General features: G+C 68.6%; 22 protein-coding genes. 9 read left to right on the top strand and 13 right to left on the bottom strand.

All coding sequences use genetic code 11. The features are described 5' to 3' along the window. The 6 genes from ACFFJK_RS09675 (at nt 1) to ACFFJK_RS09650 (ending at nt 7,951) form a co-directional block, all read left to right on the top strand. Nucleotides 1-882 carry a carbohydrate ABC transporter permease gene (locus ACFFJK_RS09675; RefSeq protein ID WP_379678899.1) on the top strand — a complete coding sequence of 294 codons (882 nt, stop codon included), beginning with the start codon at nt 1-3 and terminating at the stop codon, nt 880-882. Then, complete coding sequence (locus ACFFJK_RS09670; RefSeq protein ID WP_379678898.1) at nt 879-1,712, top strand: carbohydrate ABC transporter permease; 834 nt, start codon at nt 879-881, stop codon at nt 1,710-1,712. Before ACFFJK_RS09675 ends, ACFFJK_RS09670 begins: the two co-directional genes overlap by 4 nt. 40 nt (nt 1,713-1,752) lie before the next feature. Next, nucleotides 1,753-2,889 carry an ABC transporter ATP-binding protein gene (locus ACFFJK_RS09665; RefSeq protein WP_379678897.1) on the top strand — a complete coding sequence of 379 codons (1,137 nt, stop codon included), beginning with the start codon at nt 1,753-1,755 and terminating at the stop codon, nt 2,887-2,889. Between the two features lie 46 nt (nt 2,890-2,935). Further along, a complete protein-coding gene (locus ACFFJK_RS09660) occupies nt 2,936-3,952 on the top strand; it encodes a LacI family DNA-binding transcriptional regulator (protein ID WP_379679006.1) in 1,017 nt (338 codons plus the stop codon). Between the two features lie 168 nt (nt 3,953-4,120). Continuing rightward, on the top strand, nt 4,121-6,946 hold the full coding sequence (locus tag ACFFJK_RS09655; protein WP_379678896.1) for a TonB-dependent receptor: 2,826 nt from the start codon (nt 4,121-4,123) through the stop codon (nt 6,944-6,946). A gap of 39 nt (nt 6,947-6,985) precedes the next feature. Beyond that, on the top strand, nt 6,986-7,951 hold the full coding sequence (locus ACFFJK_RS09650) for a glycoside hydrolase family 43 protein (protein WP_379678895.1): 966 nt from the start codon (nt 6,986-6,988) through the stop codon (nt 7,949-7,951). A gap of 17 nt (nt 7,952-7,968) precedes the next feature. Here ACFFJK_RS09650 and ACFFJK_RS09645 read toward each other — a convergent pair whose 3' ends face one another. After that, nucleotides 7,969-8,997, bottom strand: coding sequence for an alpha/beta hydrolase (locus ACFFJK_RS09645; protein WP_379678894.1), 1,029 nt, complete (start codon nt 8,995-8,997; stop codon nt 7,969-7,971). 14 nt (nt 8,998-9,011) lie between these two features. After that, nucleotides 9,012-9,968: a 2-hydroxyacid dehydrogenase gene (locus ACFFJK_RS09640; protein ID WP_379678893.1), complete on the bottom strand. Its 957-nt coding sequence runs from the start codon at nt 9,966-9,968 to the stop codon at nt 9,012-9,014. Nucleotides 9,969-10,238: 270 nt separating this feature from the next. Between ACFFJK_RS09640 and ACFFJK_RS09635 the strand changes: the two genes are divergently transcribed. Next, complete coding sequence (locus ACFFJK_RS09635) at nt 10,239-10,880, top strand: PEP-CTERM sorting domain-containing protein (RefSeq protein ID WP_379678892.1); 642 nt, start codon at nt 10,239-10,241, stop codon at nt 10,878-10,880. Nucleotides 10,881-10,925: 45 nt separating this feature from the next. Here the strand turns inward: ACFFJK_RS09635 and ACFFJK_RS09630 are convergent, their stop codons facing one another. Then, nucleotides 10,926-13,718, bottom strand: a complete 2,793-nt coding sequence (locus tag ACFFJK_RS09630) for a sensor domain-containing protein (protein ID WP_379678891.1) — start codon at nt 13,716-13,718, stop codon at nt 10,926-10,928. 267 nt (nt 13,719-13,985) lie between these two features. Here ACFFJK_RS09630 and ACFFJK_RS09625 point away from each other — a divergent pair, with 267 nt between their 5' ends. Further along, nucleotides 13,986-14,414, top strand: a complete 429-nt coding sequence (locus ACFFJK_RS09625) for a hypothetical protein (protein ID WP_379678890.1) — start codon at nt 13,986-13,988, stop codon at nt 14,412-14,414. A gap of 15 nt (nt 14,415-14,429) precedes the next feature. Here ACFFJK_RS09625 and ACFFJK_RS09620 read toward each other — a convergent pair whose 3' ends face one another. The 4 genes from ACFFJK_RS09620 to ACFFJK_RS09605 are packed head-to-tail and all read right to left on the bottom strand — an operon-like array spanning nt 14,430 to nt 18,311. Beyond that, the gene (locus ACFFJK_RS09620; RefSeq protein WP_379678889.1) at nt 14,430-15,008 is read right to left on the bottom strand and encodes a GNAT family N-acetyltransferase; all 579 of its coding nucleotides are present in this window, start codon (nt 15,006-15,008) and stop codon (nt 14,430-14,432) included. Beyond that, on the bottom strand, nt 15,005-15,979 hold the full coding sequence (locus tag ACFFJK_RS09615) for an alpha/beta fold hydrolase (protein WP_379678888.1): 975 nt from the start codon (nt 15,977-15,979) through the stop codon (nt 15,005-15,007). Before ACFFJK_RS09615 ends, ACFFJK_RS09620 begins: the two co-directional genes overlap by 4 nt. After that, nucleotides 15,976-16,785 (bottom strand): SDR family NAD(P)-dependent oxidoreductase, encoded by an 810-nt coding sequence (locus tag ACFFJK_RS09610; protein ID WP_379678887.1) that lies wholly within the window; start codon nt 16,783-16,785, stop codon nt 15,976-15,978. Before ACFFJK_RS09610 ends, ACFFJK_RS09615 begins: the two co-directional genes overlap by 4 nt. After that, the gene (locus ACFFJK_RS09605) at nt 16,782-18,311 is read right to left on the bottom strand and encodes a flavin-containing monooxygenase (RefSeq protein ID WP_379678886.1); all 1,530 of its coding nucleotides are present in this window, start codon (nt 18,309-18,311) and stop codon (nt 16,782-16,784) included. Before ACFFJK_RS09605 ends, ACFFJK_RS09610 begins: the two co-directional genes overlap by 4 nt. A 111-nt stretch (nt 18,312-18,422) precedes the next feature. On the opposite strand from ACFFJK_RS09605, the gene ACFFJK_RS09600 reads away from it, so the two are divergent. Continuing rightward, on the top strand, nt 18,423-19,055 hold the full coding sequence (locus ACFFJK_RS09600) for a TetR/AcrR family transcriptional regulator (protein ID WP_379678885.1): 633 nt from the start codon (nt 18,423-18,425) through the stop codon (nt 19,053-19,055). Nucleotides 19,056-19,155: 100 nt separating this feature from the next. Here the strand turns inward: ACFFJK_RS09600 and ACFFJK_RS09595 are convergent, their stop codons facing one another. From ACFFJK_RS09595 to ACFFJK_RS09570, 6 genes are all read right to left on the bottom strand, one after another. Beyond that, entirely contained in the window at nt 19,156-19,662 is a 507-nt protein-coding gene (locus ACFFJK_RS09595; RefSeq protein WP_379678884.1) for an outer membrane beta-barrel protein, read from the bottom strand. A gap of 59 nt (nt 19,663-19,721) precedes the next feature. After that, the gene (locus tag ACFFJK_RS09590; RefSeq protein ID WP_379678883.1) at nt 19,722-20,228 is read right to left on the bottom strand and encodes a porin family protein; all 507 of its coding nucleotides are present in this window, start codon (nt 20,226-20,228) and stop codon (nt 19,722-19,724) included. A 215-nt stretch (nt 20,229-20,443) separates the two neighbouring features. Then, entirely contained in the window at nt 20,444-21,868 is a 1,425-nt protein-coding gene (gene lpdA / locus ACFFJK_RS09585; RefSeq protein WP_379678882.1) for a dihydrolipoyl dehydrogenase, read from the bottom strand. 4 nt (nt 21,869-21,872) lie between these two features. Further along, entirely contained in the window at nt 21,873-23,243 is a 1,371-nt protein-coding gene (locus ACFFJK_RS09580; RefSeq protein ID WP_379678881.1) for a dihydrolipoamide acetyltransferase family protein, read from the bottom strand. A gap of 2 nt (nt 23,244-23,245) precedes the next feature. Beyond that, nucleotides 23,246-24,259 carry an alpha-ketoacid dehydrogenase subunit beta gene (locus ACFFJK_RS09575; RefSeq protein ID WP_446686055.1) on the bottom strand — a complete coding sequence of 338 codons (1,014 nt, stop codon included), beginning with the start codon at nt 24,257-24,259 and terminating at the stop codon, nt 23,246-23,248. A 65-nt stretch (nt 24,260-24,324) separates the two neighbouring features. Next, nucleotides 24,325-25,557 (bottom strand): 3-methyl-2-oxobutanoate dehydrogenase (2-methylpropanoyl-transferring) subunit alpha, encoded by a 1,233-nt coding sequence (locus ACFFJK_RS09570; RefSeq protein ID WP_379678880.1) that lies wholly within the window; start codon nt 25,555-25,557, stop codon nt 24,325-24,327. Nucleotides 25,558-25,779 lie beyond the last annotated feature (222 nt).

Here is a 25,779-nt window from a genome sequence, read left to right as displayed (position 1 = left end):
ATGCCGGCAACCGACACCCTCGTGAAACGCGGCGACACGCTGCCCGCCGCCTTGCTGCTGGCACCGTTCGCGCTGGCCTTCCTGTTGTTCTTCCTGCTGCCGGCGCTCGACACCTTCTACATGAGCCTCACGGAGAGCAGCCTGACGCGCACCAACGCCTTCGTCGGCATCGACAACTACGCGACGCTGGTGCAGGACCCGTCGTTCTGGGCGGCGGTCGGCAACACCTTCTACTTCGCCCTGCTGACCGTGGTCCCGCTGACGGCGCTCGGCCTGGTCATGGCCCTGCTGGTGAACCGCTTCACGCGCGCCGGCAGCTGGCTGCAGGGCGCCTTCTTCCTGCCCTACGTGCTGCCGATCTCGGTGATGACCCTGATCGCGGACTGGATGCTGCAGCCCTCGTCCGGCGTCGTCAACTACGTGCTCGGGATGCAGCGCGCCTGGCTGGCCGACCTCACCTGGGCCATGCCGATGGTGGCGATCGGTACCATCTGGTGGACCGTCGGCTTCAACATGCTGATGTTCCTGGCCGGGTTGCGCAACATCCCGGCCGACCTGTACGAGGCCGCAAGCCTGGACGGGGCGCGCGGCTTCACGCTGTTCCGGGCCATCACCTGGCCGGCCCTGCGGCCGGTGGTCGGCATGGCGCTGGTGCTGCAGCTGATCGCCTCGATGAAGGTGTTCGGACAGACCTACATCCTGACCACCGGCGGGCCCTTCAACACCACGCGCGTGACCCTGCACTACATGTACGAGACCGCCTTCACCCAGAGCGACGCCGGCTACGCCGCCGCCATCGCGATGGCCTTCGTCGCGATCGTGATCGCGCTCTCGCTGGCCCAGGCCGCTCTGGTGCGCTGGCTGGGCCGGAGGAACGGATGAAAGCGCGATCGAACCTGGCCTGGACCGTGATCGGCGCGGCGGCTGCCGTGCTGCTGGCGGCGATGTGGGTGGCGCCGCTGCTGTGGGCCCTGAGCACCGCCTTGCGCCCCGAGCACGAGACCGTGTCGGCCGTGTTCCACTGGCTGCCGCAGGACTGGACCCTGGAAGCCTTCGCCAAGGTGCTCGCGGCCGGCAACGTCGGGCGCTGGCTGTTCAACAGCGCGCTGGTGGCGCTGCTGGTGACCTTGGCGACGATGGCGCTGAGCCTGATGGCGGCCTACGCGTTCTCCCAGTTGCGCTTCCGCGGGCGCACCCTGGTGTTCGGGATCACGATGCTGGCCTTCCTGGTGCCGTTCGAGGCGTTGCTGGTGCCGCTGTTCCGGATGATGAACCAGCTCGGCCTGATCAACAGCTACGCCGGCATCGTGCTGCCGCAGGTGGTGGCGCCGGTGGTCATCTACGTGTTCAAGCAGTTCTTCGACGCCGTCCCGGCCGACTTCCGCGAGGCCGCGGTGATGGACGGCGCCGGCCCGCTGCGCATCCTGTGGAGCGTCTACCTGCCGGTGTCGGGAAACATCGTGTGGGCGATGGCGATCGTGACCTTCATCGGCGCGTGGAACAACTTCCTGTGGCCCTTCATCATCGTCACCTCGAACGACATGATGACGATCCCGCTGGGACTGACGCAGACCTACGACGCCTTTGGCGTGCGCTACGCCCAGTTGATGGCGGCGGCCCTGCTCGGCGCGCTGCCGGTGGCGCTGGCCTATGTGCTGTTCCAGCGCCGCGTCACGCACGGCTTCCTGGCGGCGACCGGCCTGAAAGGCTGATCGGGCCGATAGCACGTCCAAGAACAATAACGGAGACTCCATGGCATCTGTGCGCCTGCAAGGCATCACGAAACAGTACGACAACAACCTGGTGATCAAGGGAGTCGACCTCGACATCGCGGACGGCGAGTTCGTGGTGCTGGTCGGCCCCTCGGGCTGCGGCAAATCGACCCTGTTGCGTATCGTCGCCGGGCTGGAGGATGTCACCACCGGCACGGTCGAGATCGGCGGCCGGGACTGCACCCACGTCGAACCGGCCAAGCGCGGCATCGCGATGGTATTCCAGAGCTATGCGCTGTACCCGCACATGACGGTGGCGGAGAACATGGGCTTTGCGCTCAAGCTGGCCGGCGTGCCGCGCGCCGAGATCGCCGAACGCGTCGCGCGCGCGGCGGAGATCCTGCAGATCGGGCACCTGCTCGAGCGCCGCCCCAAGGCCTTGTCCGGGGGCCAGCGCCAGCGCGTGGCGATCGGCCGCGCCATCGTGCGCAAGCCCGAGGTGTTCCTGTTCGACGAACCCCTGTCCAACCTCGACGCCGCACTGCGCGGCCAGACCAGGGTCGAGCTGGCGCGCCTGCACCGTGATCTGGGCGCCACCATGATCTACGTGACCCACGACCAGGTCGAGGCGATGACCCTGGGGCAGAAGATCGTGGTCCTGAACGCCGGCCGCATCGAGCAGGCCGGCACGCCGCTCGCGCTCTACGAACGGCCCGCCAACCTGTTCGTGGCCGGCTTCCTCGGTTCGCCGCGCATGAACTTCCTGCCGGGAAGGCTTGCCGGGGAAGAGGGCAATGCGGTGCACGTGCGCCTGGCCGGCGGCGCCCAGGTCCAGGTGGCGGCGGACGCCGCGCGCGCCGCGCCCGGGGCGCCCGTGACGCTGGGCGTGCGTCCCGAGCACCTGCGCCTGGCGGGCGCCGGCGCGCAGGAGGGGGGCATCCCGGCCACCGTGGCGCTGGTCGAATACCTGGGCGACGCCACCATCGTCCACGTCCATGCCGACGGCGTGGCGGACATGGTCGCGCTCAAGTGCCGCGCCGACGAGCCCGGGCCAAGGGCGGGCGACCGGGTGCTGCTCGCGTTCGAGCCCGGCCACGGCCACCTGTTCGACGCCGACGGCGCCGCGCTGCCGCGCATTTCGCAGCACATCGCGCCGCACCTGCTGCCGCCGGAGTGAGCCGGTGAGCACGGCCGGAGGAGGCGGGCGCAGCAAGCGGCCGACCATGACCGACATCGCCAAGCTGGCCGGCGTGTCGCAATCGACGGTGTCGCTGGTGATCAACCACATGAGCGGCGCCAAGGTCTCTGCCGAGACCAGGAAGAAGGTGCTGCGCATCGCGCACGAGCTGGGTTACCCGGTCGAGCGGCATGGCCACGCCTGGCCCGCGCAGGAGCGCAACCTGATCGTCTATCTCACCGACGAGCTCTCCACCAGCCCGCACGCGATGCTGACCATCGACGGCGCCCGCGACGGGGCGTGGGAGCACGACTGCCTGCTGTCGGTGTTCGCCACCCGCAACGATCCGGACTACGAGGGCGCGGTGCTGGCGCGGCTGCTGGCCAGCCCGGCGCTGCTGGGCGTGGTGTACGCGACGATCTTCACGCGCACCGTCACGGTGCCCGCCGCCCTGGCGCAGGTGCCGACCGTCCTGCTGAACTGCTATACGAAGGATCGCCGCGAGCGGCAGTGCTCGTCGGTGGTGCCGAGCGAGGTGCTGGGCGGCTATGCCGCGACCATGCGCCTGCTGGAGGCGGGGCACCGCCGCATCGGCTTCATCAACGGTGAAGGCTGGATCGAAGCGGCGGCCGAACGCCTGAAGGGCTACCGCCAGGCCCTGTCGACGCGCGACATCCCGTTCGACCCGCAACTGGTGCGCGAGGGCGACTGGCAGGTCAGCAGCGGCCACGCCCATGCTCTGGGGCTCCTGAGCTTGGCGCAGCCGCCGACGGCGCTGTTCTGCGCCAACGACCTGATGGCCGTCGGCGCTCTCGAGGCGGTACGCGAACACGGACTGTCCGTGCCCGAACACGTGTCCGTGGTGGGTTACGACGACCAGGATATCGCGCGCTACACCCAGCCGCCCTTGACGACAGTGTTGTTGCCAAACTACGAAATGGGACGCTGGGCGGCCGAAAACCTGATTGCCCAGGTCAACGGCGGCGTGCTCCGGCGTACCAGCATGAAGATGGATTGCCCTCTGGTGGAGCGCGATTCCGTGGGTCCGTACAGGCCTTCCTGACCATTGCCGAGCTCGCCACGAGTGCGACATGGCGGACCGATTTCGGATAAGTTTTGTCATATTGGTCATAAATTATGACTAATAAGGATTTCAACGATTGGCAAGCCCGTCCGCGATGCCCTGGCGCCGCGTGCGCTGGCATTGCCGCCGAACCCCAGGAGACCCTCGATGACCACCTTCCAAGTCCGGCCGGTCTGCGCCGCCGCCATGCTGCTCTGCGCCCACATCGGCTTCGCCAGCGCGCAATCCGCTACGCAAGGCGCCGAGGCCGCCGCCCAGCCCACGGCCGAAGAAGCCGCCCGCGCCAGCGCCGGACCCGCGGCCGCGGCGGCCCCGGCGCCGGCCGGCGGCGGCGTCGCCACGGTGCAGGTGACCGGCCTGCGCAGCAGCATCCGTTCGGCCGAACAGATCAAGCGCGACGCCGAACAGGTGGTGGACTCGATCAATGCCGACGACATCGGGAAGTTCCCCGACCGCTCGGCCGGCGACGCGCTGCAGCGCGTCGCCGGCGTGCAGGTGGGGCGCAACCTGGGCGAGACCAGCAACGTCATCATCCGCGGCCTGCCGGACGTGGCCACCACCATCGAGGGCAACGAGATCGTCACCGGTACCGGGCGCCGCCTGTCCTACCAGGACCTGCCGGTGCAGTCGATCGCCGGCCTGGACGTGTACAAGTCGGCCACCGCCACCCAGCTCGAGGGCGGCATCGCCGGCGCGGTCAACGTGCGCCTGCGCGCGCCCTTCGATTTCAAGGGCTACACCGCCACCGGTTACCTCGAAAACCGCCGCAGCGACGTCGAGGGCAGCGAGGCGAGCAAGGCAAAGAACAATCCCGGCGGCGGGGTGCTGCTCAGCAACCGCTGGCAGACCGACGTCGGCGAGGTGGGCGTGCTGGTCGGTGTCGCCTACAACAGGAACGACTGGGCCATGCCGGTGCAGTGGGTGGACCGGCCCGACCGCATCTTCTCGGTCAGCCCCGACGGCACCGCCACGCGGCTGAACGACGACCAGCCGGTCGCGCCGCTGCGCCCCGGGGATCGCCTGGGCGAACTGCCGAACATCGGCGGCATCTACAACGCGGGCGACCGCGAACGCGGCAGCGTGCAGGCGGCCTTCCAGTGGAAGATCAACCCGGCCACCGAGTTCACCGCCCAGTACCTGGGCACCAATTACCGCGGCCGCAGCGAAGTCGACTACATCCTGAACATCGCCACCTGGGCGCCGCGCCTGCGGGACGTGGTGCTGGCGCCGCAAGGAGCGTACTGCAACACGCCGCAGGGCGTGGTCTGCCCGATCCAGTCGGCCACCACCCCGGCCGCGCAGTTCGGCGGACCCTACGACTGGGATCCGTACACTGCTACCAGCACCTGGGGCGTCAAGGAGCGCACCGACACCCACTTCGCGAACTTCGGCCTGAAGTACCGCGAAGGCAGGCTCTCGGTGGACAGCAACCTGGCCTTCACGCGTTCGGACGTCATCAACGATACCGTGATCGTCGACCAGCAGATCCCCGGTGCAAGCTCGGCGGTCTACACCCATGGGCGCGACGGCCATGGCGGCTACAACGCCGTCACCTCGCGCACCAGCGCCAACCCGCTGCGCAATCCGAACGAATTCGTCCTGCGCGGCATGGTGCAGAACTGGGCGGAGTCGCGCGGCAAGCAGGCCCAGTTCCGTACCGACGCCGTGTACCGCCTGGGCGGCGACGGCTTCGTCACGGCGCTGACCGGGGGCGTGCGCCTGTCTACCCGCGACGTCAGCTTCCATAGCGGCGAGCGCGCCAGCGACCTGCCGGCGGGCAGCGTGCGCCCGTCGCCGGTCGCCGCCTTCGGACGGGATTTCCAGATGCTCTCGCCCGGCCTGGACCGCCTGGGAGGCCCGTGGTACACGCCGTCGCGCGACTTCCTGATCCACAACGCCGATGCGGTGCGCGCCTTTTACGGCCAGCCGGCCGGCCGCGTGCCGGACGACCCGATGCGCCTGTTCGAGCAGCGCGAGCGCACCGCGACCCTGCACCTGGGCGCGCGCTGGAAGGCCGCGCTGGGCACGGTCGGCGTGACCGGCAATGTCGGCGGGCGCCTCGTCAAGGTCGAGCGCAAGCTGGAAGGCAACCGCCGCATCGGCGACATCGTCACCCCGATCAGCGAGGACAGCGACGGGACCGACTTCCTGCCGAATGTATCGGCCGTGGTGAGCTGGACCGACCGCCTGCAGTCGCACCTGAGCGTCGGCAAGACCATTACGCGGCCCGAGTTTTCCCAGCTCAATCCTGCCCTGTCCCTGATTCCGCCGACCGTGAACGCGCCTGGCACCGGCTCCGCGGGCAACCCGGGCCTGTCGCCGACCGAGTCGATCAACAGCGACGCGACCCTCGAGTACTACTTCCAGAACAACGGCTACGCCCAGATCGCGCTGTTTCACCGCGATATCGACGGCTACCTGCAGACCTTCGAGCAGGCCGAAAGCATCAACGGCCAGACCTACCGCGTGACGCGTCCGCAGAATTCGGGCAAGGGCAAGCTGCGCGGCGCCGAGTTCGGCATCCAGAAGTTCTTCGACTTCCTGCCGGGCGCCTGGAGCGGCCTGGGCACGCAATTCAACTACACCTGGATCGACGGCGAAAACCAGACCCGCACCGCCTTCGACAGCGGCACCTACACCACGACCGCTCTGGTCGGCGTGGCCCGCCAGAACTTCAATTTCGCGCTGCTGTACGAATACGGCGGCTGGACCGGGCGCCTGGCGGCCACCCGCCGCGGCAAGTATGTCGAGCAGATCGCCGAGCCGCGCTTCGGCCAGGACCGCATCGTCAAGGCCTCGACCTATGTCGACCTGAGCATCGGCTATGCGCTCACGCCCAACCTGTCGCTGAACTTCGACGCGATCAACCTGACTAAGGAACGCTACGAGAGCTACCTGGGCGACCCGATCCGCCCGCGCGACATCCGCTATTCGCCGACCACTTACGGACTGAGCCTGCGCTACCAGATGTAAGGTACGGAGGAAACGGCATCAGGAAAGGTAGGAGGAACCATGCAGAAAACCTACTGCAACCCGGTCTATCCGGAGATCATGGCCGACCCCTTCGTGCTGCGGCACGAGGGGCGGTATTACGCCTACGGAACCGCGCCGGAGGGGCCCGGCGGGGGGCGCTTCCCGGTGCTGGTGTCGAACGACATGGTCGACTGGCACCGCGCCGGCTACGCCCTGCTGGAGCCGGGCGGCGAGCACTACTGGGCGCCGGAAGTCGCCTACAGCGAGGGCAAGTTCTGGATGTACTACTCGCGCGGCGATTTCGAAGGCAAGACCCACAAGCTGCGCGTGGCGGTCTCGAACGACCCGATCGGGCCGTTCCAGGACTGCGGCGTGCTGCTCGTCCCGGACCAGCCGTTCTCGATCGACGCCCATCCGTTCCGCGACACGGACGGCCAGTGGTACCTGTACTACTGCGTCGACTTCCTCGAATTCGAAGACGACCACCGCATCGGCACCGGCATCGTGGTCGACCGCCTGCCGGCCATGGACCGGCTGGCAGGCGAGCCGCGCACGGTGGCGCGTCCGCACGCCGACTGGCACCTGTTCAAGAAGGGGCGGACGATGTACGACGCGGTGTACGACTGGCACACGGTGGAAGGCGCTTCCGTGCTGGTACACGGCGGCAAGTACTACTGCTTCTACAGCGGCGGCGCATGGGAGAAGGAGAACTACGGCGTCAGCTACGTTATCGCGGAGCACCCGCTGGGGCCGTACCGGCGTCCCGAGGGCAGCCAGGAGGCACTGCTCATGCGCTCGCGGCCAGGGCAGGTCATCGGGCCCGGCCACAACTCCTTCACCACCTCGCCGGACGGCAGCCAGGACTGGATCGTGTATCACGCCTGGGACACCGCGATGACGGGCCGCCGCATGTGCATCGACCGGCTGGTGTGGGACGGGGACAGGCCGTCGACCGACGGGCCGACCTTCACGCGCCAGCCCGCGCCGGCTGGCCTGGTTACCTGAGCGGGGCCGCCGGCGCCTCAGCCGGTGCGCCGGTGCGGCCGGTGGCGTGGCAAGCGGACGGCAAGCGCGGCGGCCTGCGCCACCCGTGCCCGGATCCAGCCGTGGGCATGGCCGCAGGCGGCGCGTGCCATCGCGGTCGGAAAGTGGATGAAGCCGTGCGGTGCTTCGGGCAGGTCGTTGAGCTCGACATCGGCGGCCGCCTGCCAACGCCGGGCCAGCGCCAGGGTGTCGTCGCGCAGCGGATCGTGCGTGCCGGTGAACATCAGTGCCGGGGGCATCCCGTCCAGCTGGCCGAATAGCGGCGACAGCGGCGCCTGGCGGCGCGTCGCGTCGTCCAGCCCGGGCGTGAGCATGCGCAGGGCGGGCAGCAGGCGCGGGCCGTCGAGCACCAGGGTGGCGCGCCCGGCGGCGCGCACGCTCGCGCTCCCGGCCAGGTCGTACACCCCGTACCAGAGCACCGTGCCCGCGATCCGTTCCAGCAGCGCCGGCCATGCCTTGAGCCGCAGCAGGGTGGCGGCGGCCAGGTGGGCGCCCGCCGATTCGCCCACCACCACCACGGGCAGCCCGGCATATCCGGGCAGGCCCCCGTCCAGCAGCCAGCGTGCGGCAAGCAGGCAATCGTCCATCAGGGCCGCGACGGGGGCATGCGTGGCGAGGCGGTAGTCGACCGATACCACGGCGACGCCGCATTCCTTCACGATCGCGGTATTGAGGGCGTCGTTCATTTCCGGGTTGCCGATCACCCAGCCGCCACCGTGGAAGTCGAGCACGACGCCACGGACAGCGCCGGCAGCGGTATTGCCGGGACGCAGGATTCGCACCGGGACTGATGCATCGCCGCCCTTGGCGTCACGGCGCTCGATGACGATACCGGCCCGGCGCAGCCGGGCATCGGCGCCGATCTGGGTCAGGCGCAGCAGCGATTGGCCCAGCACGGGCATGAGGCGGGTAAAACGCTGCCCCACGCCAAAGCGGGGCGCCAGCGCCAGCTTGCGGTTGAAGCGGCGCGCGTCTTCCAGCATGTGCCTGTCGACCGTCATCGGCATCGGCCAGGCTCCCCTCAAGCGGGATGGGCTACCGGCGTGAGCGGCGGCTTGCCGCCGAACCAGGCCGAAAGATTGGCCACCGCCAGCTCCGCCATCGCCCGCCTTGCCTCCACCGTGAAACTGCCGACATGCGGGGTCAGCACCACGTTGTCCAGCGCGAGCAGGGCGGCCGGCACGTCCGGTTCTTCTTCGAACACGTCGAGCGCCGCCGCCCCGAGCCGTCCCGTGGCCAGAAGCTCGGCCAGCGCCCGCGCGTCCACCACCGAGCCGCGCGCGATGTTGACCACGGTGCCCTGCGGCCCGAGGGCGGCCAGCACCGCCGCGTCCAGCGCGTGGCGCGTCTGCGCGCCGCCGGGCGTGCAGGCCACCAGCACGTCGCTCTGCTGCGCCAGCTCCAACAGGGACGCTGCCCGCATTGCCGGTTCGGGGCCGGCGCTGCGCTGGTAGTAGCGCAGGTGCATGCCGAAGGCGCGCAGGCGCATGCCGACCGCCTGCCCGATACGCCCATACCCGTAGATGCCGGCCACCTTGCCGGTCAGGCTGCGCGCGGGAAGGAGCGGGCGCTTCTCCACCCAGTGGCCGGCGCGCACATACTGGTCGAGCAGGGGAATGCGGCGCACCGCCGCCAGCAGCAGGCCCACGGCGAAGTCGGCAACGTCGTCGGTGAGGACGTCGGGCGTATTGGTGACCACGATCCCGCGCGCGGCAAGGCCGTCGAGGTCGACCGCGTCGAGACCGGCGCCGTGCACGGAGACGATCTCGAGCGCGGGGAAAGCGGCCGCGAGCGCGGCATCGATGCCGACGGTGCCGGTGGTGAGGATCGCCCGCACGGCCCCGGCATCAGTTTCCATGAAGCGCGCGCGCTGCGCTGCCGGCATGCGCGCCAGCTTGTGACAATTAAATTGCTCGTCAAGTCGAGCCAGCACTTCGTCCGACCAGACCGCGCCCAGGACCGCGATTGCAGGTTTCATTGCCCATCCACGCAAACATGTGAGGGCCACATCGTACAACGATTCGCGGCGGGGGCCATGCGGACTTCCCCCAGCGGCTCGTGCGCTGGCGTGAAAGCGACGGTTTCGGCGGCATCGGCATGGCACACCTGCCTGCTCGCCGTCAGAGGCCAGTACGGGTGGATGCAATGCGCCGTCCGGCAACGCTGTGTTGTCATCCTTTTCACAAATAAGTTTTATTAATTGCAATGTTCAAATACAATTACTTTGTAAATACTTAATGAGGAAACGATGAAAAACAAGCTTGTCGCGTTGACCCTGGGGTTCGCCGCATTCGGAACTGCGCAGGCCGCCGTCCAGACCTACGACTTTACGGCCAGCGTCACCTGGCTCGGCGATGCCACGACGTACACCTATCCTAATCCGCTGGAAAGCTGGAGCCCGGGTATATCGATCCGTCTCGAGGACAAGCTCACGGGCCGGCTGTCGTTCGACGATGCGGCGAAAGCCAGCGAATGGAGCACCGGCTGGTTCATGAGCCCGGGTTCGGTCCAGTTCAGTTTTACAGGCAAGGACCTGCAGTATGCCTTCACGACCAATGGTATCTCGGTAGAAAACGGCATCTGGGGCTACGATGCGGTGTCCTTCTTTGCCAATAGCGGCAACAACGCTTCCCTGACCTTCATGGATCAGTCGGCAACTGCCTTGGAAAGCCTCACGATCCCCTCGGTCCTGAGCCTCGCCGCCTTCCCCCAAAGCGGCATCCACATGAGCTGGACGAACCCGTCGAATAGGCATTACGTCATGATGTCGGCGCGGCTGGACAGCCTTGTCGCCCAAGCCGCGGTACCCGAGCCGGGTTCCATGGGAATCGTCCTGGCTGGACTGGTGATGGCAGGCGCCATCGGTGCGCGGCGTTCGCGCCAGACGTAAGAGCCGATTCGGAGGCAGGCGCGGCTGCCGCGGCGCCCGGGGACGCTAGCTGTTCTGCAGCCGTGGCGCCCCGTGCGCCTCGATCACTCCGCGCAAGTCGTCCAGCGGCATCGGCCGCGCCAGGTAGTAGCCCTGGGCCTGGTCGCACCTGGCGGCGCGCAGGAATTCCAGGATCTCGGCGGTTTCGACGCCTTCCGCGACCACTGCCAGGTCCAGCGCGTGCGCCATGTCCACGAAGGCTTTCACGAAACCCAGGGTGGAGACGTCCTCGTCGTGCTGCTGCACGAACGAGCGGTCCAGCTTGAGCACGTCGATCGGGAAGCGCCGCAGGTAGGCCAGGCCCGAGTAACCGGTGCCGAAGTCGTCCACCGCCAGCGCGACGCCCAGGCGCTTCAGTTCGCGCAGCATCGAGGCGGTGCGCTCGATGTCCTCGATCAGGGCGCTCTCGGTCAGTTCCAGCTCCAGGCAGCCGGGCGGCAGGCCGGTGCGCGCCAGCACCTCGCGCACCTCGTCGACGAAGCCGGGCAGGGCGAGCTGGCGTGCCGAGACGTTGACCGACACCACGACCTGGCGCCGGTACGCGTCCATCAGGCGCCGGGTCTGGGTGCAGGCTTCGAGCAGGACCCAGCGTCCGATCGCCACGATCAGGCCGGTTTCCTCGGCAATGCCGATGAACTGCTGCGGCGGGACGCGGCCCCGTTCGGGGTGGTTCCAGCGGATCAGCGCCTCCATCCCGTACAGGGCCATGTCGGCCAGGTCGATGCGCGGCTGGTAGTGCAGCTCGAACTCGCCGCGCGCCAGCGCCGGGCGCAGCGACACCTCGAGCGCCATGCGCACCTGGGTGGCGACCGTCATTTCCGCCTCGAAGAAGCGGTAGCGGTTGCGTCCCGCGCCCTTGGCGCGATACATGGCGGTGTCGGCGGTCTGGAACAGCATTTCGCGGGTCTGCGCATCCTGCGGATACATGCTGATGCCGATCGAGGCGCCGGCGATCACGTCGATCCCGCCCACCGTCACCGGCGCCGTCAGCACCTCGAGCAGCTTGTCGGCGATGCGCGCGGCCGCGGCCTGCCCGTTGGCGCAGTAGGCGACCACCACGAATTCGTCGCCACCGAGGCGGGCAATGACGTCGCTCGGACGGATCACGCGGCGCAGGCGCGCCGCGACCTCGCACAGCAGCACGTCGCCCATCTCGTGGCCGAACGAGTCGTTGACCTCCTTGAAGCGGTCGAGGTCGAGGAACATCACTGCGATCGCGCCGCCATGCGGGCAGGCGTCGAGCATCTGCTGCACGCGCTCGCCGAGCAGCGCCCGGTTCGGCAGCCCGGTCAGGGTGTCGTGGGTCGCCAGCTCCTGCAGGCGGCTCTCGGCCGCCTTGCGCCCCGTGATGTCGGCCATCAGGCCGGTCAGCGACAGCACCCGGCCGGCGGCGTCGCGCCGGATGCTGCCGTTGAACAGGACGTGGATCTGGTAGCCGTTGCGGTGGCGCAGCACCGCCTCCATTCCCTGAACGGCGGTGGGGCCGTCGGGGTCCTGCAGGCTGGCCCAGGGGAAGGAGACGAACAGCTGCTCCAGGCGCAGCGCCAGCAGCATCTCGCGCGGGTAGCCCGACAGCGCGCACAGCGCCGGGTTCGCGTCTTCGAGGGCGCCGTCGCGGCCGGCCAGGAGGTAGCCAGCCGGAGTCATCTCGATCACTTCGCGGAAGCGTTGCTCGCTCTCGCGCAGCTGGCGCTCGGCTTGTTCGCGGTCGCTCAGGTCGCGGATCACGGCCAGGAAGAATTCCTCGCCGTCGTCGTCGAAGCGCGAGATCTGCACTTCCGCCGGGAAGGTCGAGCCGTCCTTGCACCGCTTTTGCATGCGCAGCAACTGCGAATGCCCGGCGCGCAGCCCGGGCAGCAGTTCGCGCGCCTGCTCGCGCCCCAGGCACACGTCGGCCGCCTGCATGCCGACGAATTCGTCGTAGCGATAGCCGAAGCGCGCGCAAGCCCGGTCGTTGACCGAGACGATGTCCATCTTGCTGTCGACGATCATGATGGCGTCGCCCGCCTGGTTGAACAGCTTGCGGAAACGCTGTTCGCTCTTGCGTAGCGCCTGTTCGGCTTCGCGCTTGGCCGTAATCTCATGGAAGTACACCGAGATGCCGTCGCCGTTGGGATACACGCGGACCTCGATCCAGACCTGGCGCGGCTCCCAGAACACTTCGAAGGCATCCGGCTGGCGCGTCTCCATGGCGCGCTGGTAGCGCGGCAGCGAGGACGAATGCCGCAGGTCGGGCGCGATCTCCAGCAGCGGGTGGCCGATCGCGGCGGCGGCGGTCACGCCGACGAAATCGCCGGCCTTCTGGTTGGCGTAGGTCAGGCGCCAGCCGCTGTCGATGGCGAAGAAGGCGTCGCCAATACTCTCGAGCATGCTGTTGAGGGCCGCTTCCGAGCGCTCCAGGCCTTCGCGCGCGCGCTCCTGCTCGGTGATGTCGCGCGCCGTCAGGAACATGCGCCCGTGGACCCCGGACCAGCGCGCCGCAACCGACATCAGCACGACACGACCGTCCCGGTGCCGCAGGCGCATGCGCACGTTCGCCCGTTCCGGATGCTCGCGGTGCAGGCTGTGTTCGATGGTGAGGGCCTCGTCATGCTGGTCCGGGTGGACGATTGCATTGTAGTGCTGGCCGACCAACTGGTCCGGCTCGTAGCCGAGCAGTGCGCGCGCCGCGGCATTCGCGCGCAGGATACGTCCGGCCGGGTCGAGCACGACCAGCAGGTCGAGGGCGTTGTCGATCAGGGCCGCGTTTTCTTCCGCAAGCTGCGCAAGCGCATCGGTCGAGGCAAGGGTGGTGTTCAAGATGTGTGGCGGTTGGTGCGCTAGCTGCGGGTAAGGGATGCGCTTCGGCGCGTGGATGCCAGTATATCCTTTCCACATGGAAACTTTGAGCGCCTGAGGCGAAATTGCGACACTTGGGCTGCAATCGCCATGCCCGGAATGACAGAAGGACAAGGTAGCCGCAGCACGTGACGGCCCGGTCCTGCGAGGGCGGGCCGCGGCTGATTGGCGCGCGCCGCAAGTTCGCCCAAGATGGCATCCTGCTCACCTGACAACAAGGAGGCCATCATGTCGATGCAAAGCGAAGGCAAGGACGCCAAGGGGCGCAACTACGACCAGGTCACGCGGGACGGCAGCAGCAGCGCCGGCAGCATGGGGGTCGGCGGTACCGGCGATATCGGGGCCATGCCCGACCAGGGCAGCCAGCAGTCGGCCAGCCGCTCGGACGACCTGCTCGCCGGCGACACCACGCACCAGGAAGCGGACCAGGCGTTCGGCAGCAACGCGAACGCGGGGCAGCTGCAGACCGGAATGGAAGGAATCGGCAAGCGCAGCGACGCCGCCGGCAACCGGCAGTCGGGCCAGCAGGCCAGCCAGCAGTCGGGACAGCCGGCGGCCCGGCAGGGCGGCATGGAGCAACAGGGTTCCGGCGCGATGCCCACGACCGGGACCGACCCCGACCAGTACGACCAGGGTACGGCGGCGCCGGAGCGCTGAGCGCCGCCGGGAGCTTCAGCGCCGCAAGCGATACAGCACGTGGCGCGACAGCGGATGCCCTGGCGGCAGGGCCGGGTGCGCGAACGCGCCCCCGGTGTCCTCGCGCATGCCCAGCTTTTCCATGAGGGCGCGTGAGCGCAGGTTGGCCGGCACCGTGAAGGAGACGATCTCCGGCAGCCCCAGGGAGCCGAAACCGAAGGCCACGCAGGCACGCGCGCCTTCGAGCGCATACCCTTTGCCCCAGTGGGCGGCGCCGAGGCGCCAGCCGATGTCGGTGCACGGGGCAAACGGCAGGGCGGGGATGAGGCCGCCTTCCGGCCCGGCCTGCGGCCGCGCCTCGTGGCGCTTCAGCCCGACGAAGCCGGCCAGTTCGCCGGTCGCCGCCACCGTCGCGGCGAAATAGCATGCGCCGCTGCGCTCGAACAGTGCCTGCTGGGCGGCGAAGAAGGCATGGACCTGCTCCATGCTGGGCGGCCCGGGAAGAAATTCGGTCACGCGCGGATCCTGGTTGAGCGCGAGGAAAGCGGCGGCGTCCCCGGGTTCCCAGGTACGCAGCAGCAGCCGCTCGGTGCGGAGCACGGCGACTGCGTTCATCGGCCGGCCTTCTCCCGCCCCGCGCACCCTTGCGCCGTCGCGGCGGATTCCTCGATGAAGCGGGCCGTCAGCGCCGGGTGCGTCACGGGCAACATGTGGCCGCCCTCGACCAGTTCCAGGCGCGCACCGTGTACCTTGTCGACCAGCGCCCGGCCATTCGCGCGCCAGTCGAGGATGCGGTCGTCGCGGCCGAACAGCACGTGCAGGGGCACGTGCAGCCGGCCAAAGGCTTGTTCCAGCCCCGGCATGTGCCCGGCGAGCGCCTGCAGGTCGGCCGAGCTGGCCAGGAACTGTTGCGGCCGCAGGCTCAGCAGCCCGCCGCCGCGTGTCGGGAAGTCGCGCGGCACCGGGTCCGGGCCGAACACCTCGGCCAGGATGCCCTTGCCGGTGGCGATGCTGGCCGGGACTGCGAGCGTCCAGGCGAACAGCTTGCGCAGCCACCCGGTTTCGATGGTCAGCGCGCGGAAGGCCGGCGGGACCGATCCGGGCGCATGGGTCAGGGGCGCGACCAGGGCCAGGGCGCCCACGCAGTGCGGGTGCTCCAGCGCGAGCGTGAGGGCCGTGGCGCCGCCCAGCGAATGGCCGACCACGGTCGGCCGGTGCAGGCCGAGCCGCTCGACGAGCGCGGCGATGGCGCGCGCCTGGGTCGACAGGTCGGCCGGCGCGCTGCCGGCGCGGGTCGAGTAGCCGGAGCCGGGGCGGTCGACCGTCACCACGCGGAAGTGCTGCGACAGCTCGCGTACCGCCCCGTAGTTGAAGTGCGCCATCGTTCCCCCGAGGCCGTGCAGCATCAGGAGGGCCGGGCCGCTGCCTTCGTCGCGGACATGCAGGCGCGCGCCGTCGACGTCGACGAAGCTCCCCGCCGGCGGCAGGAAGGCCTCGATGCGCCGCGCGGTACGCCAGCTGAACAGTGCCAGTGCGCCCATGAACAGCAGCAGCCCTCCGAAGAGGATCGACAAGGTCGTGGTCATCGCGCGGTCGCTTTCCTGATGAGTTGCCAGTAGTGGACGGGGCTGAGCCGTTCGAGCAGCGCCGCGATCTTCGCGTCGCTGCCGACCAGGATGCGGGCGCGGCGCTGCTCGATGCCGCGCACGATGATCTCGCCGGCCTGCTCCGGCGCCATGCGCAGCAGGCGCTCGGCGATGGCGCGTCCCTTTTCGATCTCGTGCGGCGGCGCGCCGGCCGGCGCGCGCGCATTCTTCGCGATCGCGGTCGCCACGCCGCCCGGGTGCACGACGCTGACCGCGACCGTGCTGCCTTCCAGCTCGTGGCGCAGCGCGTGGCTGAAGCCGCGCACCGCGAACTTGCTGGCCGCGTAGGCGCTCTGGCCGGGCGGCGCAATGATACCGTAGATGCTCGAGACGTTGACGATGCGCGCGTCGTTGCTCAGGCGCAGGTGCGGCAGGAAGGCGCGCGTCATGCGCACCACGCCGTGGAAGTTGATCTCCATCAGCCAGTCGAAGTCGTCCTCGCCGACCTGTTCGAAACTGCCGCCGAGCGCGACGCCGGCATTGTTGACCACCAGGTCGACCCGGTTGTGGACCGCGTCCACCTGCGAGGGCAGGGCGCGCACCGCGGCGCGGTCGGCCACGTCGAGCGGGTGCACCGAGGCGCGCACCCCCAGTGCCCGGGCGTGGCGGGCGCAGTCGGCGGCGGCATCGCCGTCGATGTCTGCAAGGGCGAGGTGGCAGCCGCGCCGCGCCAGGGCAATCGCGATGGCGCGGCCGATGCCGCCGCCGGCGCCGGTCACCACCGCCACACGGTTGGCGAGCTTCATGGGCGGTCTCCATGCGCAGCCGACTGCGCATGCGTTTGTGCGGCACCGCGCGGCAGCAGGCGCAGCACGCCATCGTCGATGCGCCCGAAGCGGATCGTCAACAGGTCGCGCAGGTAGTTCTGGTACACGTGCCACGGCTTGCGCGCACCCTGCTTGGGCAGCAGGTGCCGGGCCCGTTCCACGTAGCCGGAATTGAAGTCGAGGAAGGGCGCTTCCGGCACCGCGGGGTCACGCGGCGCCACCGCAAGCCGTTGTCCATGCGCGTCCATGTGGCGCAGCAGGCGGCAGACCCATTCGGCGGTCAGGTCGGCCTTCAGGGTCCAGGAGGCGTTCGTGTAGCCGAATGCCAGCGCGCAGTGCGGCACGTCGCTCAGCATCATGCCCTTGTACGACATGGCGCGGCTCGGATCGACGCTGCGCCCGTCCACGACCAGGCTGGCGCCGCCGAACAGCTGCAAGGTGAGGCCGGTGGCCATCACCACCACGTCCGCCTCCAGCTCGCGCCCCGACCGCAGCAGGATCCCGTGCCGGGTGAAGCGCGCGATGTGGTCGGTGACCACGCTGGCCTTCCCGGCGCGCAGCGCCTTGAACAGGTCGCCGTCGGGCACCACGCAGACGCGCTGGTCCCAGGGCTTGTAGCCGGGCGTGAAATGGGCGGCGGCGGCTTCGCGCGAGCCGAGCTGCCGACCGGCCATGGCGACGATCTTCCGCTTGACCAGTTCCGGCTTGCTGCGCGCCAGCCAGTACAGGAACATGCTTTCGCCGATCACCCGCCAGCGCGTGAGCGCGTAGGCCAGCCGCTCCGGGAACAGCGCGCGCATGCGCTGGGCGAAACGGTAGCGCGACGGGCGCGCCACCACGTAGGTGGGCGAGCGCTGCAGCATGATCACGTGGGCGGCGCGGTCGGTCATCGCCGGCACCACCGTCACCGCCGTGGCGCCGCTGCCGACGACGACCACGCGCTTGCCGCCGTAGTCGAGGTCTTCGGGCCAGAACTGCGGCTGCACGATGCGGCCCGCGAACGCTTCTTCGCCCTCGAAGCACGGACGGTAGGCTTGGTCATAGCTGTAGTAGCCGCAGCACAGGTAGAGGAAGCGGGTGCGCAGCGTGCGGACCTCGCCGCCGGCCAGCCGGGCTTCCACGGTCCAGAGCGCCGCCGCGCCGCACCAGCTGGCCTTCGTGAGCTGGTGGCCAAAGCGGATGTGCGCGTCGATGCCGTGCTCGCGCGCGGTCTCGGCGACATACGCCCGGATCGCGGGTCCGTCGGCAATCGCCTTCGGGTCGCGCCAGGGGCGGAAGGCGTAGCCGAGCGTGTACATGTCGGAATCGGAGCGGATCCCCGGGTAGCGAAACAGGTCCCAGGTTCCGCCGATGGCGTCGCGCGCCTCGAGAATGGCAAAGCGTTTGCCGGGGCAGCGCTGCCGCAGGGTCGCCGCCGCGCCGATGCCGGACAGGCCGGCGCCGACGATCAGGACGTCCAGCGCATCGTCCGGCCCCGCCGCCGATGAAGGTGCAGGGGAATGCATGGTGTCTCGTTTGTTGTGTTTTTCGTTGATACCGATACTGCGTACCGATATTGAGACTGACACTGTACATTGTCAAATTTACGCTGACAAGTTTCTGTGTAGAATGTCGCCATGAAAGCCGAGCTCACCACCCGGTCCTATCGCGGACTGTCGCAGGAAGAGCGGCGCGCCGAACGCCGGTCGCGCCTGATCGCGGCCGCCATTGCGGTGTACGGCGAGCGGGGCTACCACCAGGCGACCGTCAAGGCCGTCTGCGAGGCGGCGGGCCTGACCGAACGCTACTTCTACGAGTCGTTCGCCAACAGCGAAGCGCTCCTGATCGCCTGCTTCAATGCCGTCACGTTTTCGGTGCTGGGCGAGATCCGGCAAGCGGCGCAGGGCGCCGGACGCGGACGCATTGCCCGTTCGCGCGCCATGCTGCATGCTTATTTCACAGCACTGCAGCGCGAGCCGCAGTCGGCGCGCGTGTTCCTGGTCGAGATCCGCGGCGTGAGCCGGGCGGTGGACCAGGCGTTCGATGCGGCCTTGCGCGCCATCGGCCAGGAAGTGGCGCGCATCGTCGCGCCGCCCGGCGCCCAGGAAGACCAATTGCTGCAGGCCGGCGTGGTCGGCGGCGTCATCCACATCGCGTTGCGCTGGATCGCGCAGGGCTACACACCGCCGACCGAGGCGGTGGTCGAATCTGCACTCAAGCTGGGCATGGTGCTCGCTTCCTCGCCGGGCAGGTCTGCGCCGCGCCGATGAGCGCGGCTGCCTGCACGAAAAAAGCCCGGTCCATGGACCGGGCTGTTCCCGAAGCTGCCGGCGTGCCATGCAAGCCGCGTCGGCAGTCGCGCGCGAGTGCTTAGAACTGGAACGCGACGCCTGCGCTGACGTTGTGGGTGTCGCTGGCCGGACGCTGTAGCTCGATCCGCGCCGAGATGGTCGGCGTGAACGCGTAGCCGACACCGACGCCGATCAGCGCTTTCGAGACCGAATCCTTGGCGTGGTAACCGTTGGCGCTGCCTTCGACTTCGAGGCGGTTGTAGCCGACCCGGCCGAACAGGTTGAACCCGCTGCTCAGCGGCAGGGTGCCGACCAGCGACAGGGCCGCCTGGTCCACGTTCACGTCGCCGTGCACGCCGAAGGCGTGGAAGTCGTAGTCGCCCAGCCGGCGGTAACCGGCTTCGACCGCGAAGTTCTGGTGGAAGTTGTAGCCGATGAATGCGCCTGCGCTGGTGGCACGGCCCGACTGGTTTTCCAGCTTGGTCTTGCCGACGTCCCCGCCGGCGTAGAAGGTGCCCGGCTGGGCGGCGAAAGCGGTCGAGGAAGCGACGACCAGTGCTGCAGCGGCGGCGATGTTCTTGAACATGGTTGAAACCTTGATTGTCAAATGGGTGATGTCGAAAGGAGGCGCGCCTCCCGGGGGATTCAGAACTGGAACGACAGGCCGGTGCTCAGGTTGGTCGCTTCGTTTTCCGCCTTCTGCACTTCGATACGGGCCGACACGGCCGGGCTGAACGCATAGCCGGCGCCGATGCCGTACAGGGCCTTCGTGGTCGAGAGCTTGCCGACGAATTCGTTGCTGGTGAAGCGGTTCTGCAGGCGGGCCGCGCCGAGGCGGCCGTAGACGCTGAAGCTTTCGCCGACCGGCATGCTGGCCACCAGCGACAGCGACGCCTGGTTCACGCGGGTATTGGCGCGGATATCGGGCCATTGGTAGTCGCGGTCGAGCAGGCGGCGGTAGCCCGCTTCGACGGCGAAGGTCTGGTCGATGTTGTAGCCGACGAAGGCGCCGACGCTGGTGTCGCGATCGGGGATGAAATCGGACTTGGTACGTCCGACGTCGCCGCCGGCATAGAAGGTATTCGGTTGTGCGGCGAACGTGGTGGCCGACGCGATCATCAGGACGGTTGCGGCTGCGATTTTCTTGAACATGTTGTTGTGCCTTTATCGTAGTGATGCACTGGGGTAATTCCCGAGCGCGGTGCGATTATTGCGTCGATCGCAATTTTGCACTAGGCACAATTTTGCAAATATTGTTTGCAGTTGTAACAATGTATGCATGTTTTGTTTGCCTGTGCAGCAGCCAGGGCAAACGCAGGAAGGGGGAAGTGCCGCCGTCCGAGCGGACGGCGGCCGGGGAATGGTACTTAGATGTGCAGCGCGTGGCCGAGCGCGCGCAGGGCGGCTTCCTGCACGGCTTCGCCGAGGGTCGGGTGGGCGTGGATGGTACCGGCGATGTCCTCGAGCTGGGCGCCGAGTTCGATCGACTGCGTGAAGCCGGCCGCCAGCTCCGACACCGCGCCGCCCACGGCCTGCCAGCCGACGATGCGGTGGTCGCTCTTGCGGGCCACCACCCGCACGAAGCCATCCGTGCTCTCGATGGTCATGGCGCGGCCGTTGGCGCTGAACGGGAAGTTGGCGGTAACGATTTCCATGCCCGCCTTGTCGGCGTCCGCCGGGGACATCCCGACCACCACGATTTCCGGATCGGTGAAGCACACCGCCGGAATCGCGGCAGGCTCGAAGTGGCGGCGCTTGCCGGACACGATCTCCGCCACCATTTCGCCCTGGGCCATCGCCCGGTGCGCGAGCATCGGCTCGCCGGCCAGGTCGCCGATCGCCCACACGTTGCGCATCGAGGTGCGGCACTGGTTGTCGACCTTGACGGCGCGGCCATCCATGTCGAGCATCAGGTTTTCCAGGCCCCACCCGAGCGTGCGCGGCTTGCGGCCAACGGCCACCAGCACGCGCTCCGCTTCCAGCAGGGCTTCGACGCCGGAGGCGTCGCGGACACGGACGCGCTGTTGCCCGTCCTCGCCGTCCATGCCCAGCACCGAGGTGCCCAGGCGTAGTTCGACGCCCAGGCGTCCCAGGGCTGCGGCCACCGGCTTGACCAGGTCGGCGTCGTAGGCGGGCAGGATGCGGTCCGCCGCTTCGACGACCGTCACTTGCGCTCCCAACTTCCTGTAGGCGGTGCCGAGCTCCAGGCCGATGTAGCCGGCGCCGACCACGACCAGGCGCTGCGGCACCTCGCCGGGCGAGAGCGCTTCGGTGCTCGAGACCACCGGGCCGCCGAATGGCATGAAGGGCAGCTCGACCGGCACCGAGCCGGCGGCCAGCAGCATGTGCTCGCAGCGGATCCGTACCGATGCCTCGGTTTCGCCGTCCTGCCGCACCTCGACCGTCTTGCCGTCCAGGATCGTGGCCCAGCCGCTGACCAGCTTGACGCCGTTCTTCTTGAGCAGGGCGCCGACGCCGCCGGTGAGCTTCTTGACGATGCCGTCCTTCCAGGCCACCGTGCGCTCGAGGTCGATGCGCGGCTCGGCCGCGGCCGCCCCGAAGGTGATGCCCAGCGGCGAGGTCTCGGCCGCATAGCTGCGCGCCTTGCAGAACTCGTCGGCCGCGTGGATGAGGGCCTTGGACGGAATGCAACCGATGTTCAGGCAGGTGCCGCCGGGCGAAGCACCTTCGACCAGGATGGTCGGCACGCCGAGCTGGCCGGCGCGGATGCCGGCCACGTAGCCGCCGGGTCCGCCGCCGATGATGAGCAGTGTCGTATGCAGGGTCTCCATGCCTTTACTCCACGAAGATGGTGGCCGGGGTTTCGAGATAGCCGCGGATCGTCTGCACGAACTTGGCCGCCACCTGGCCGTCGATGACGCGGTGGTCGAACGAGGACGACAGGTTCATCATCTTGCGCGCCACCATGGCGCCGTCCTTGATCACCGGCCGGTCGACGATGCGGTTGGTGCCGATGATCGCCACTTCCGGCCGGTTGATGACCGGGGTGGTGACGATCCCGCCCAGCGGACCCAGGCTGGTGATGGTGATGGTCGAGCCGGTCAGCTCCTCGCGCGTGGCTTTGCCGGTACGCGCAGCCTCGGCCAGGCGTGCGACTTCCGCCGCGCTCGACCAGGGATCGCGCGCCTCGGCATGGCGCACCACCGGCACCATCAGGCCGGCCTCGGTCTGGGCGGCGATGCCCAGGTGGACCGGTTCGTACTGGGTCAGCAGGTTGTTCGCATCGTCGTAGCGCGCGTTCATCATCGGATACTGGCGGATCGACAGCACCACGGCGCGCATCAGGAAGGGCAGGAAGGTCAGCTTGCCGCGCTCGGCGCCGTAGCGCGCATTGAGCTGGGCACGCAAGGCTTCCAGTTCGGTGACGTCGATCTCTTCCACATAGGTGAAGTGCGGGATCTGGCGCTTGGCCTCCTGCATCTTCTCGGCGATCTTGCGGCGCAGGCCGATGACCGGCGCGGCATGCTCGCCCTCCAGCTTCGCATAGCGGTTGTCGCTGGCGCCGCCCTGGGCGGCGCCGCGGCGGCCCGCCACGTGGGCGTCGAGGTCGGCGTGGGTGATGCGGCCGGCCGGACCGGTGCCGTGCACGAACTGCAGCTCGATGCCGAGGTCCCAGGCGCGCTGGCGCACGGCCGGCGCGGCCAGCGGCTTGTCGCCTTCGGCGCGCATCGGCGCCGGGCCATTCTGGTAGCTGCGTTGCTGCGGTGCCGGCGCCTTCGGTGCAGGCGAGGGAGGCGGGACAGGCGGCGCAGCGGGAGCTGCCGCTTTCGCCGACGCACCTGACGCTGCCTCGGCTTGCGCCACCGCTTCCAGCTGCGGATCGCCGACTTCCTCGGCGGGCGCAGTGGCCGCGGCCGATTTCGCCGGCTCCTGCTTCGCCTTCTCGCCCGAGAAGTTGCCGGCCCCTTCGACTTCCAGGCGGATCAGCTCCGCGCCCACGGCCAGCGACTGCCCGACAGCGCCGCCCAGGCTGGTGATGGTGCCCGCGACCGGCGAGGGGATTTCGACGGTGGCCTTGTCGGTCATGACGTCGGCCAGCACCTGGTCTTCCTTGACCGTATCGCCCGGCTGCACGTGCCAGGCCACCACTTCGACCTCGGCGATGCCTTCGCCCAGGTCCGGCATTTTAATGACGTGAATGCCCATGTTCAACGACCCTCCATCGCACGTTTCAGGGCGGCCGCAACGCGGTCCGGACCCGGGAAGTAAGCCCATTCCTGCGCATGCGGGTAAGGGGTATCCCAACCGGTGACGCGCTCGATCGGCGCCTCCAGCTGGTAGAAGCAGTGTTCCTGCACCAGGGCCGCCAGTTCGGCGCCGAAGCCGCTGGTGCGGGTCGCCTCGTGCACGATCACGCAGCGTCCGGTCTTCTTGACCGAATTGACGATGGTGTCGAGGTCGAGCGGCCAGATGCTGCGCAGGTCGATGACTTCGGCGTCGACGCCGCTTTCGCGTGCCGCCGCTTCCGAGACCCAGACCATGGTGCCGTAGGCCAGCACCGTCACGTCGTTGCCGGGACGGACGATCGCCGCCTTGTCGAGGTCCACCTTGTAGTAGCCGGTCGGCACGTTGCCGAGGGCGTGGCCGGACCAGGGCACCACCGGACGGTCGTGGTGGCCGTCGAAGGGGCCGTTATACAAACGCTTTGGTTCCAGGAAGATCACCGGGTCGTCGTTCTCGATCGACGCGATCAGGAGGCCCTTGGCGTCGTAGGGATTGGACGGCATCACGGTGCGCAGGCCGCACACGTGGGTGAAGAAGGCTTCCGGGCTTTGGCTGTGGGTCTGGCCGCCGTAGATGCCGCCGCCGCAGGGCATGCGGATCACCATCGAAGAGGTGAATTCGCCGGCCGAGCGGTAGCGCAGGCGCGCCGCTTCCGACACGATCTGGTCGGTCGCCGGGTAGAAATAATCGGCGAACTGGATCTCGACCACCGGCCGCAAGCCGTAGGCGGCCATGCCGACCGCCGTGCCGACGATGCCGCCTTCGGAAATCGGCGCGTCGAACACGCGCGACTTGCCGTACTTGGCCTGCAGGCCGTCGGTGACGCGGAACACGCCGCCGAAATAGCCGACGTCCTGGCCGTACACGACCACGTTCGGGTCGCGCTCCATCATCACGTCCATGGCCGAGCGCAGGGCCTGGATCATGGTCATCGGCATGGTCGCGGTGTCGCCGCCCTTGCCGTCGCTGTCCTTGTCTATGGTTTGCTCGTCGCGTGCCATGCTCATACTCCCAGTTCCTGGCGCTGCCGGCGCAGGTGCGCCGGCATGTCCTTGTACACGTCCTCGAACATCGTGGCGGCGCTCGGCGCGCGCTCGTCGCCCAGGATGCCGTACGATTCGGCCTCTTTCTGGGCCGCGAGGACTTCCGCTTCGAGCTCGGCCTGCACCTTGTCGTGCTCCTCGTCCGACCACCAGCCCTGCTTGGTCAGGTAGCGGCGCAGGCGCGCGACCGGGTCGCCCAGCGGGAAGTGCTGGAAGTCGTCGGCCGGGCGGTAGCGCGAGGGGTCGTCCGAGGTCGAGTGCGGACCGGCGCGGTAGGTGACCCATTCGATCAGGGTCGGGCCGAGGTTGCTGCGCGCGCGTTCCGCGGCCCAGCGCGAGGCCGAAAGCACGGCCAGGAAGTCGTTGCCGTCCACGCGCAGCGAGGCGATGCCGCTGCCGATGCCGCGGGTGGCAAAAGTGACGCTCTCGCCGCCGGCAATGGCCTGGAAGGTCGAGATCGCCCACTGGTTGTTGACCACGTTGAGGATGACCGGCGCGCGGTACACATGGGCAAAGGTGAGGGCGGTCGAAAAATCGGATTCGGCGGTGGCGCCGTCGCCGATCCAGGCCGAAGCGATCTTGGTGTCGCCCTTGATGCTTGATGCCATGGCCCAGCCCACCGCTTGCGGGTACTGGGTGGCGAGGTTGCCCGAGATGGTGAAGAAACCGGCGCGGCGCACCGAGTACATCACCGGCAGCTGGCGGCCCTTGAGCGGATCGCGCTCGTTGGACAGCAGCTGGCAGATCATCTCGACCAGCGGCACCTGCTTGGCGATCAGGAGGCTTTGCTGGCGGTAGGTCGGGAAGTGCATGTCGCCATCTTCCAGGGCCAGCGCCTGAGCCGTGCCGATGGCTTCCTCGCCGAGCGAGGTCATGTAGAACGACATTTTCTTCTGGCGCTGGGCGATGACCATGCGCGCGTCGAAGATGCGGGTTTTCATCATGGTGCGCAGCCCGAAGCGCAGCAGCTCGGGATCGACCTCGGGCGCCCAGGGACCGACGGCGTCGCCGTTCTCGTCCAGGACACGGATCAGGCCGTTCGCGATGTCGCTCGTGTCGAGCGGCGCCACGTCGACGGTCGGACGCCGGACGGACCCGGCGGGACTCAATTGCAGGTACGAAAAATCGGTCTTGCAGCCCGGGCGGCCGGTAGGCTCCGGTACATGCAGCGACAGAGGCTTACTCTGACTCATAAACGCTACCCCTTTGTAAGGTGAATTGCGGCAAGTATTATGAGACCTGCGACCCCGCGCACGATGCGTTTGGCTAAATATTTTCATTTTGCTATGCAGCATAGTGCTGGACTGCATGGTGCTGCGGCGTGGCGCTGTGTCGCCCGGGCGTGCTGCATCCCGGGCATGCGCCGGGTTCGGCGGCGTTCCAGGTCTCTTGTGCCGTGCGGCATACGGGCAGCA

This window comes from Massilia consociata, assembly GCF_042432755.1.
GTDB classification, from domain to species: Bacteria; Pseudomonadota; Gammaproteobacteria; order Burkholderiales; family Burkholderiaceae_D; genus Telluria; species Telluria consociata.
The sequence above is the reverse complement of the archived record's forward strand: the minus strand, read 5'-3'. Positions and strand labels throughout refer to the sequence as shown.

Coding starts and splice junctions, on each gene's coding strand:
- ACFFJK_RS09675 (WP_379678899.1), top strand. CDS start 1: ATGCCGGCAACCGACACCCTCGTGAAACGCGGCGACACGCTGCCCGCC.
- ACFFJK_RS09670 (WP_379678898.1), top strand. CDS start 879: ATGAAAGCGCGATCGAACCTGGCCTGGACCGTGATCGGCGCGGCGGCT.
- ACFFJK_RS09665 (WP_379678897.1), top strand. CDS start 1,753: ATGGCATCTGTGCGCCTGCAAGGCATCACGAAACAGTACGACAACAAC.
- ACFFJK_RS09660 (WP_379679006.1), top strand. CDS start 2,936: ATGACCGACATCGCCAAGCTGGCCGGCGTGTCGCAATCGACGGTGTCG.
- ACFFJK_RS09655 (WP_379678896.1), top strand. CDS start 4,121: ATGACCACCTTCCAAGTCCGGCCGGTCTGCGCCGCCGCCATGCTGCTC.
- ACFFJK_RS09650 (WP_379678895.1), top strand. CDS start 6,986: ATGCAGAAAACCTACTGCAACCCGGTCTATCCGGAGATCATGGCCGAC.
- ACFFJK_RS09645 (WP_379678894.1), bottom strand. CDS start 8,997: ATGCCGATGACGGTCGACAGGCACATGCTGGAAGACGCGCGCCGCTTC.
- ACFFJK_RS09640 (WP_379678893.1), bottom strand. CDS start 9,968: ATGAAACCTGCAATCGCGGTCCTGGGCGCGGTCTGGTCGGACGAAGTG.
- ACFFJK_RS09635 (WP_379678892.1), top strand. CDS start 10,239: ATGAAAAACAAGCTTGTCGCGTTGACCCTGGGGTTCGCCGCATTCGGA.
- ACFFJK_RS09625 (WP_379678890.1), top strand. CDS start 13,986: ATGTCGATGCAAAGCGAAGGCAAGGACGCCAAGGGGCGCAACTACGAC.
- ACFFJK_RS09620 (WP_379678889.1), bottom strand. CDS start 15,008: ATGAACGCAGTCGCCGTGCTCCGCACCGAGCGGCTGCTGCTGCGTACC.
- ACFFJK_RS09615 (WP_379678888.1), bottom strand. CDS start 15,979: ATGACCACGACCTTGTCGATCCTCTTCGGAGGGCTGCTGCTGTTCATG.
- ACFFJK_RS09610 (WP_379678887.1), bottom strand. CDS start 16,785: ATGAAGCTCGCCAACCGTGTGGCGGTGGTGACCGGCGCCGGCGGCGGC.
- ACFFJK_RS09605 (WP_379678886.1), bottom strand. CDS start 18,311: ATGCATTCCCCTGCACCTTCATCGGCGGCGGGGCCGGACGATGCGCTG.
- ACFFJK_RS09600 (WP_379678885.1), top strand. CDS start 18,423: ATGAAAGCCGAGCTCACCACCCGGTCCTATCGCGGACTGTCGCAGGAA.
- ACFFJK_RS09595 (WP_379678884.1), bottom strand. CDS start 19,662: ATGTTCAAGAACATCGCCGCCGCTGCAGCACTGGTCGTCGCTTCCTCG.
- ACFFJK_RS09590 (WP_379678883.1), bottom strand. CDS start 20,228: ATGTTCAAGAAAATCGCAGCCGCAACCGTCCTGATGATCGCGTCGGCC.
- lpdA (WP_379678882.1), bottom strand. CDS start 21,868: ATGGAGACCCTGCATACGACACTGCTCATCATCGGCGGCGGACCCGGC.
- ACFFJK_RS09580 (WP_379678881.1), bottom strand. CDS start 23,243: ATGGGCATTCACGTCATTAAAATGCCGGACCTGGGCGAAGGCATCGCC.
- ACFFJK_RS09575 (WP_446686055.1), bottom strand. CDS start 24,259: ATGCCGATGACCATGATCCAGGCCCTGCGCTCGGCCATGGACGTGATG.
- ACFFJK_RS09570 (WP_379678880.1), bottom strand. CDS start 25,557: ATGAGTCAGAGTAAGCCTCTGTCGCTGCATGTACCGGAGCCTACCGGC.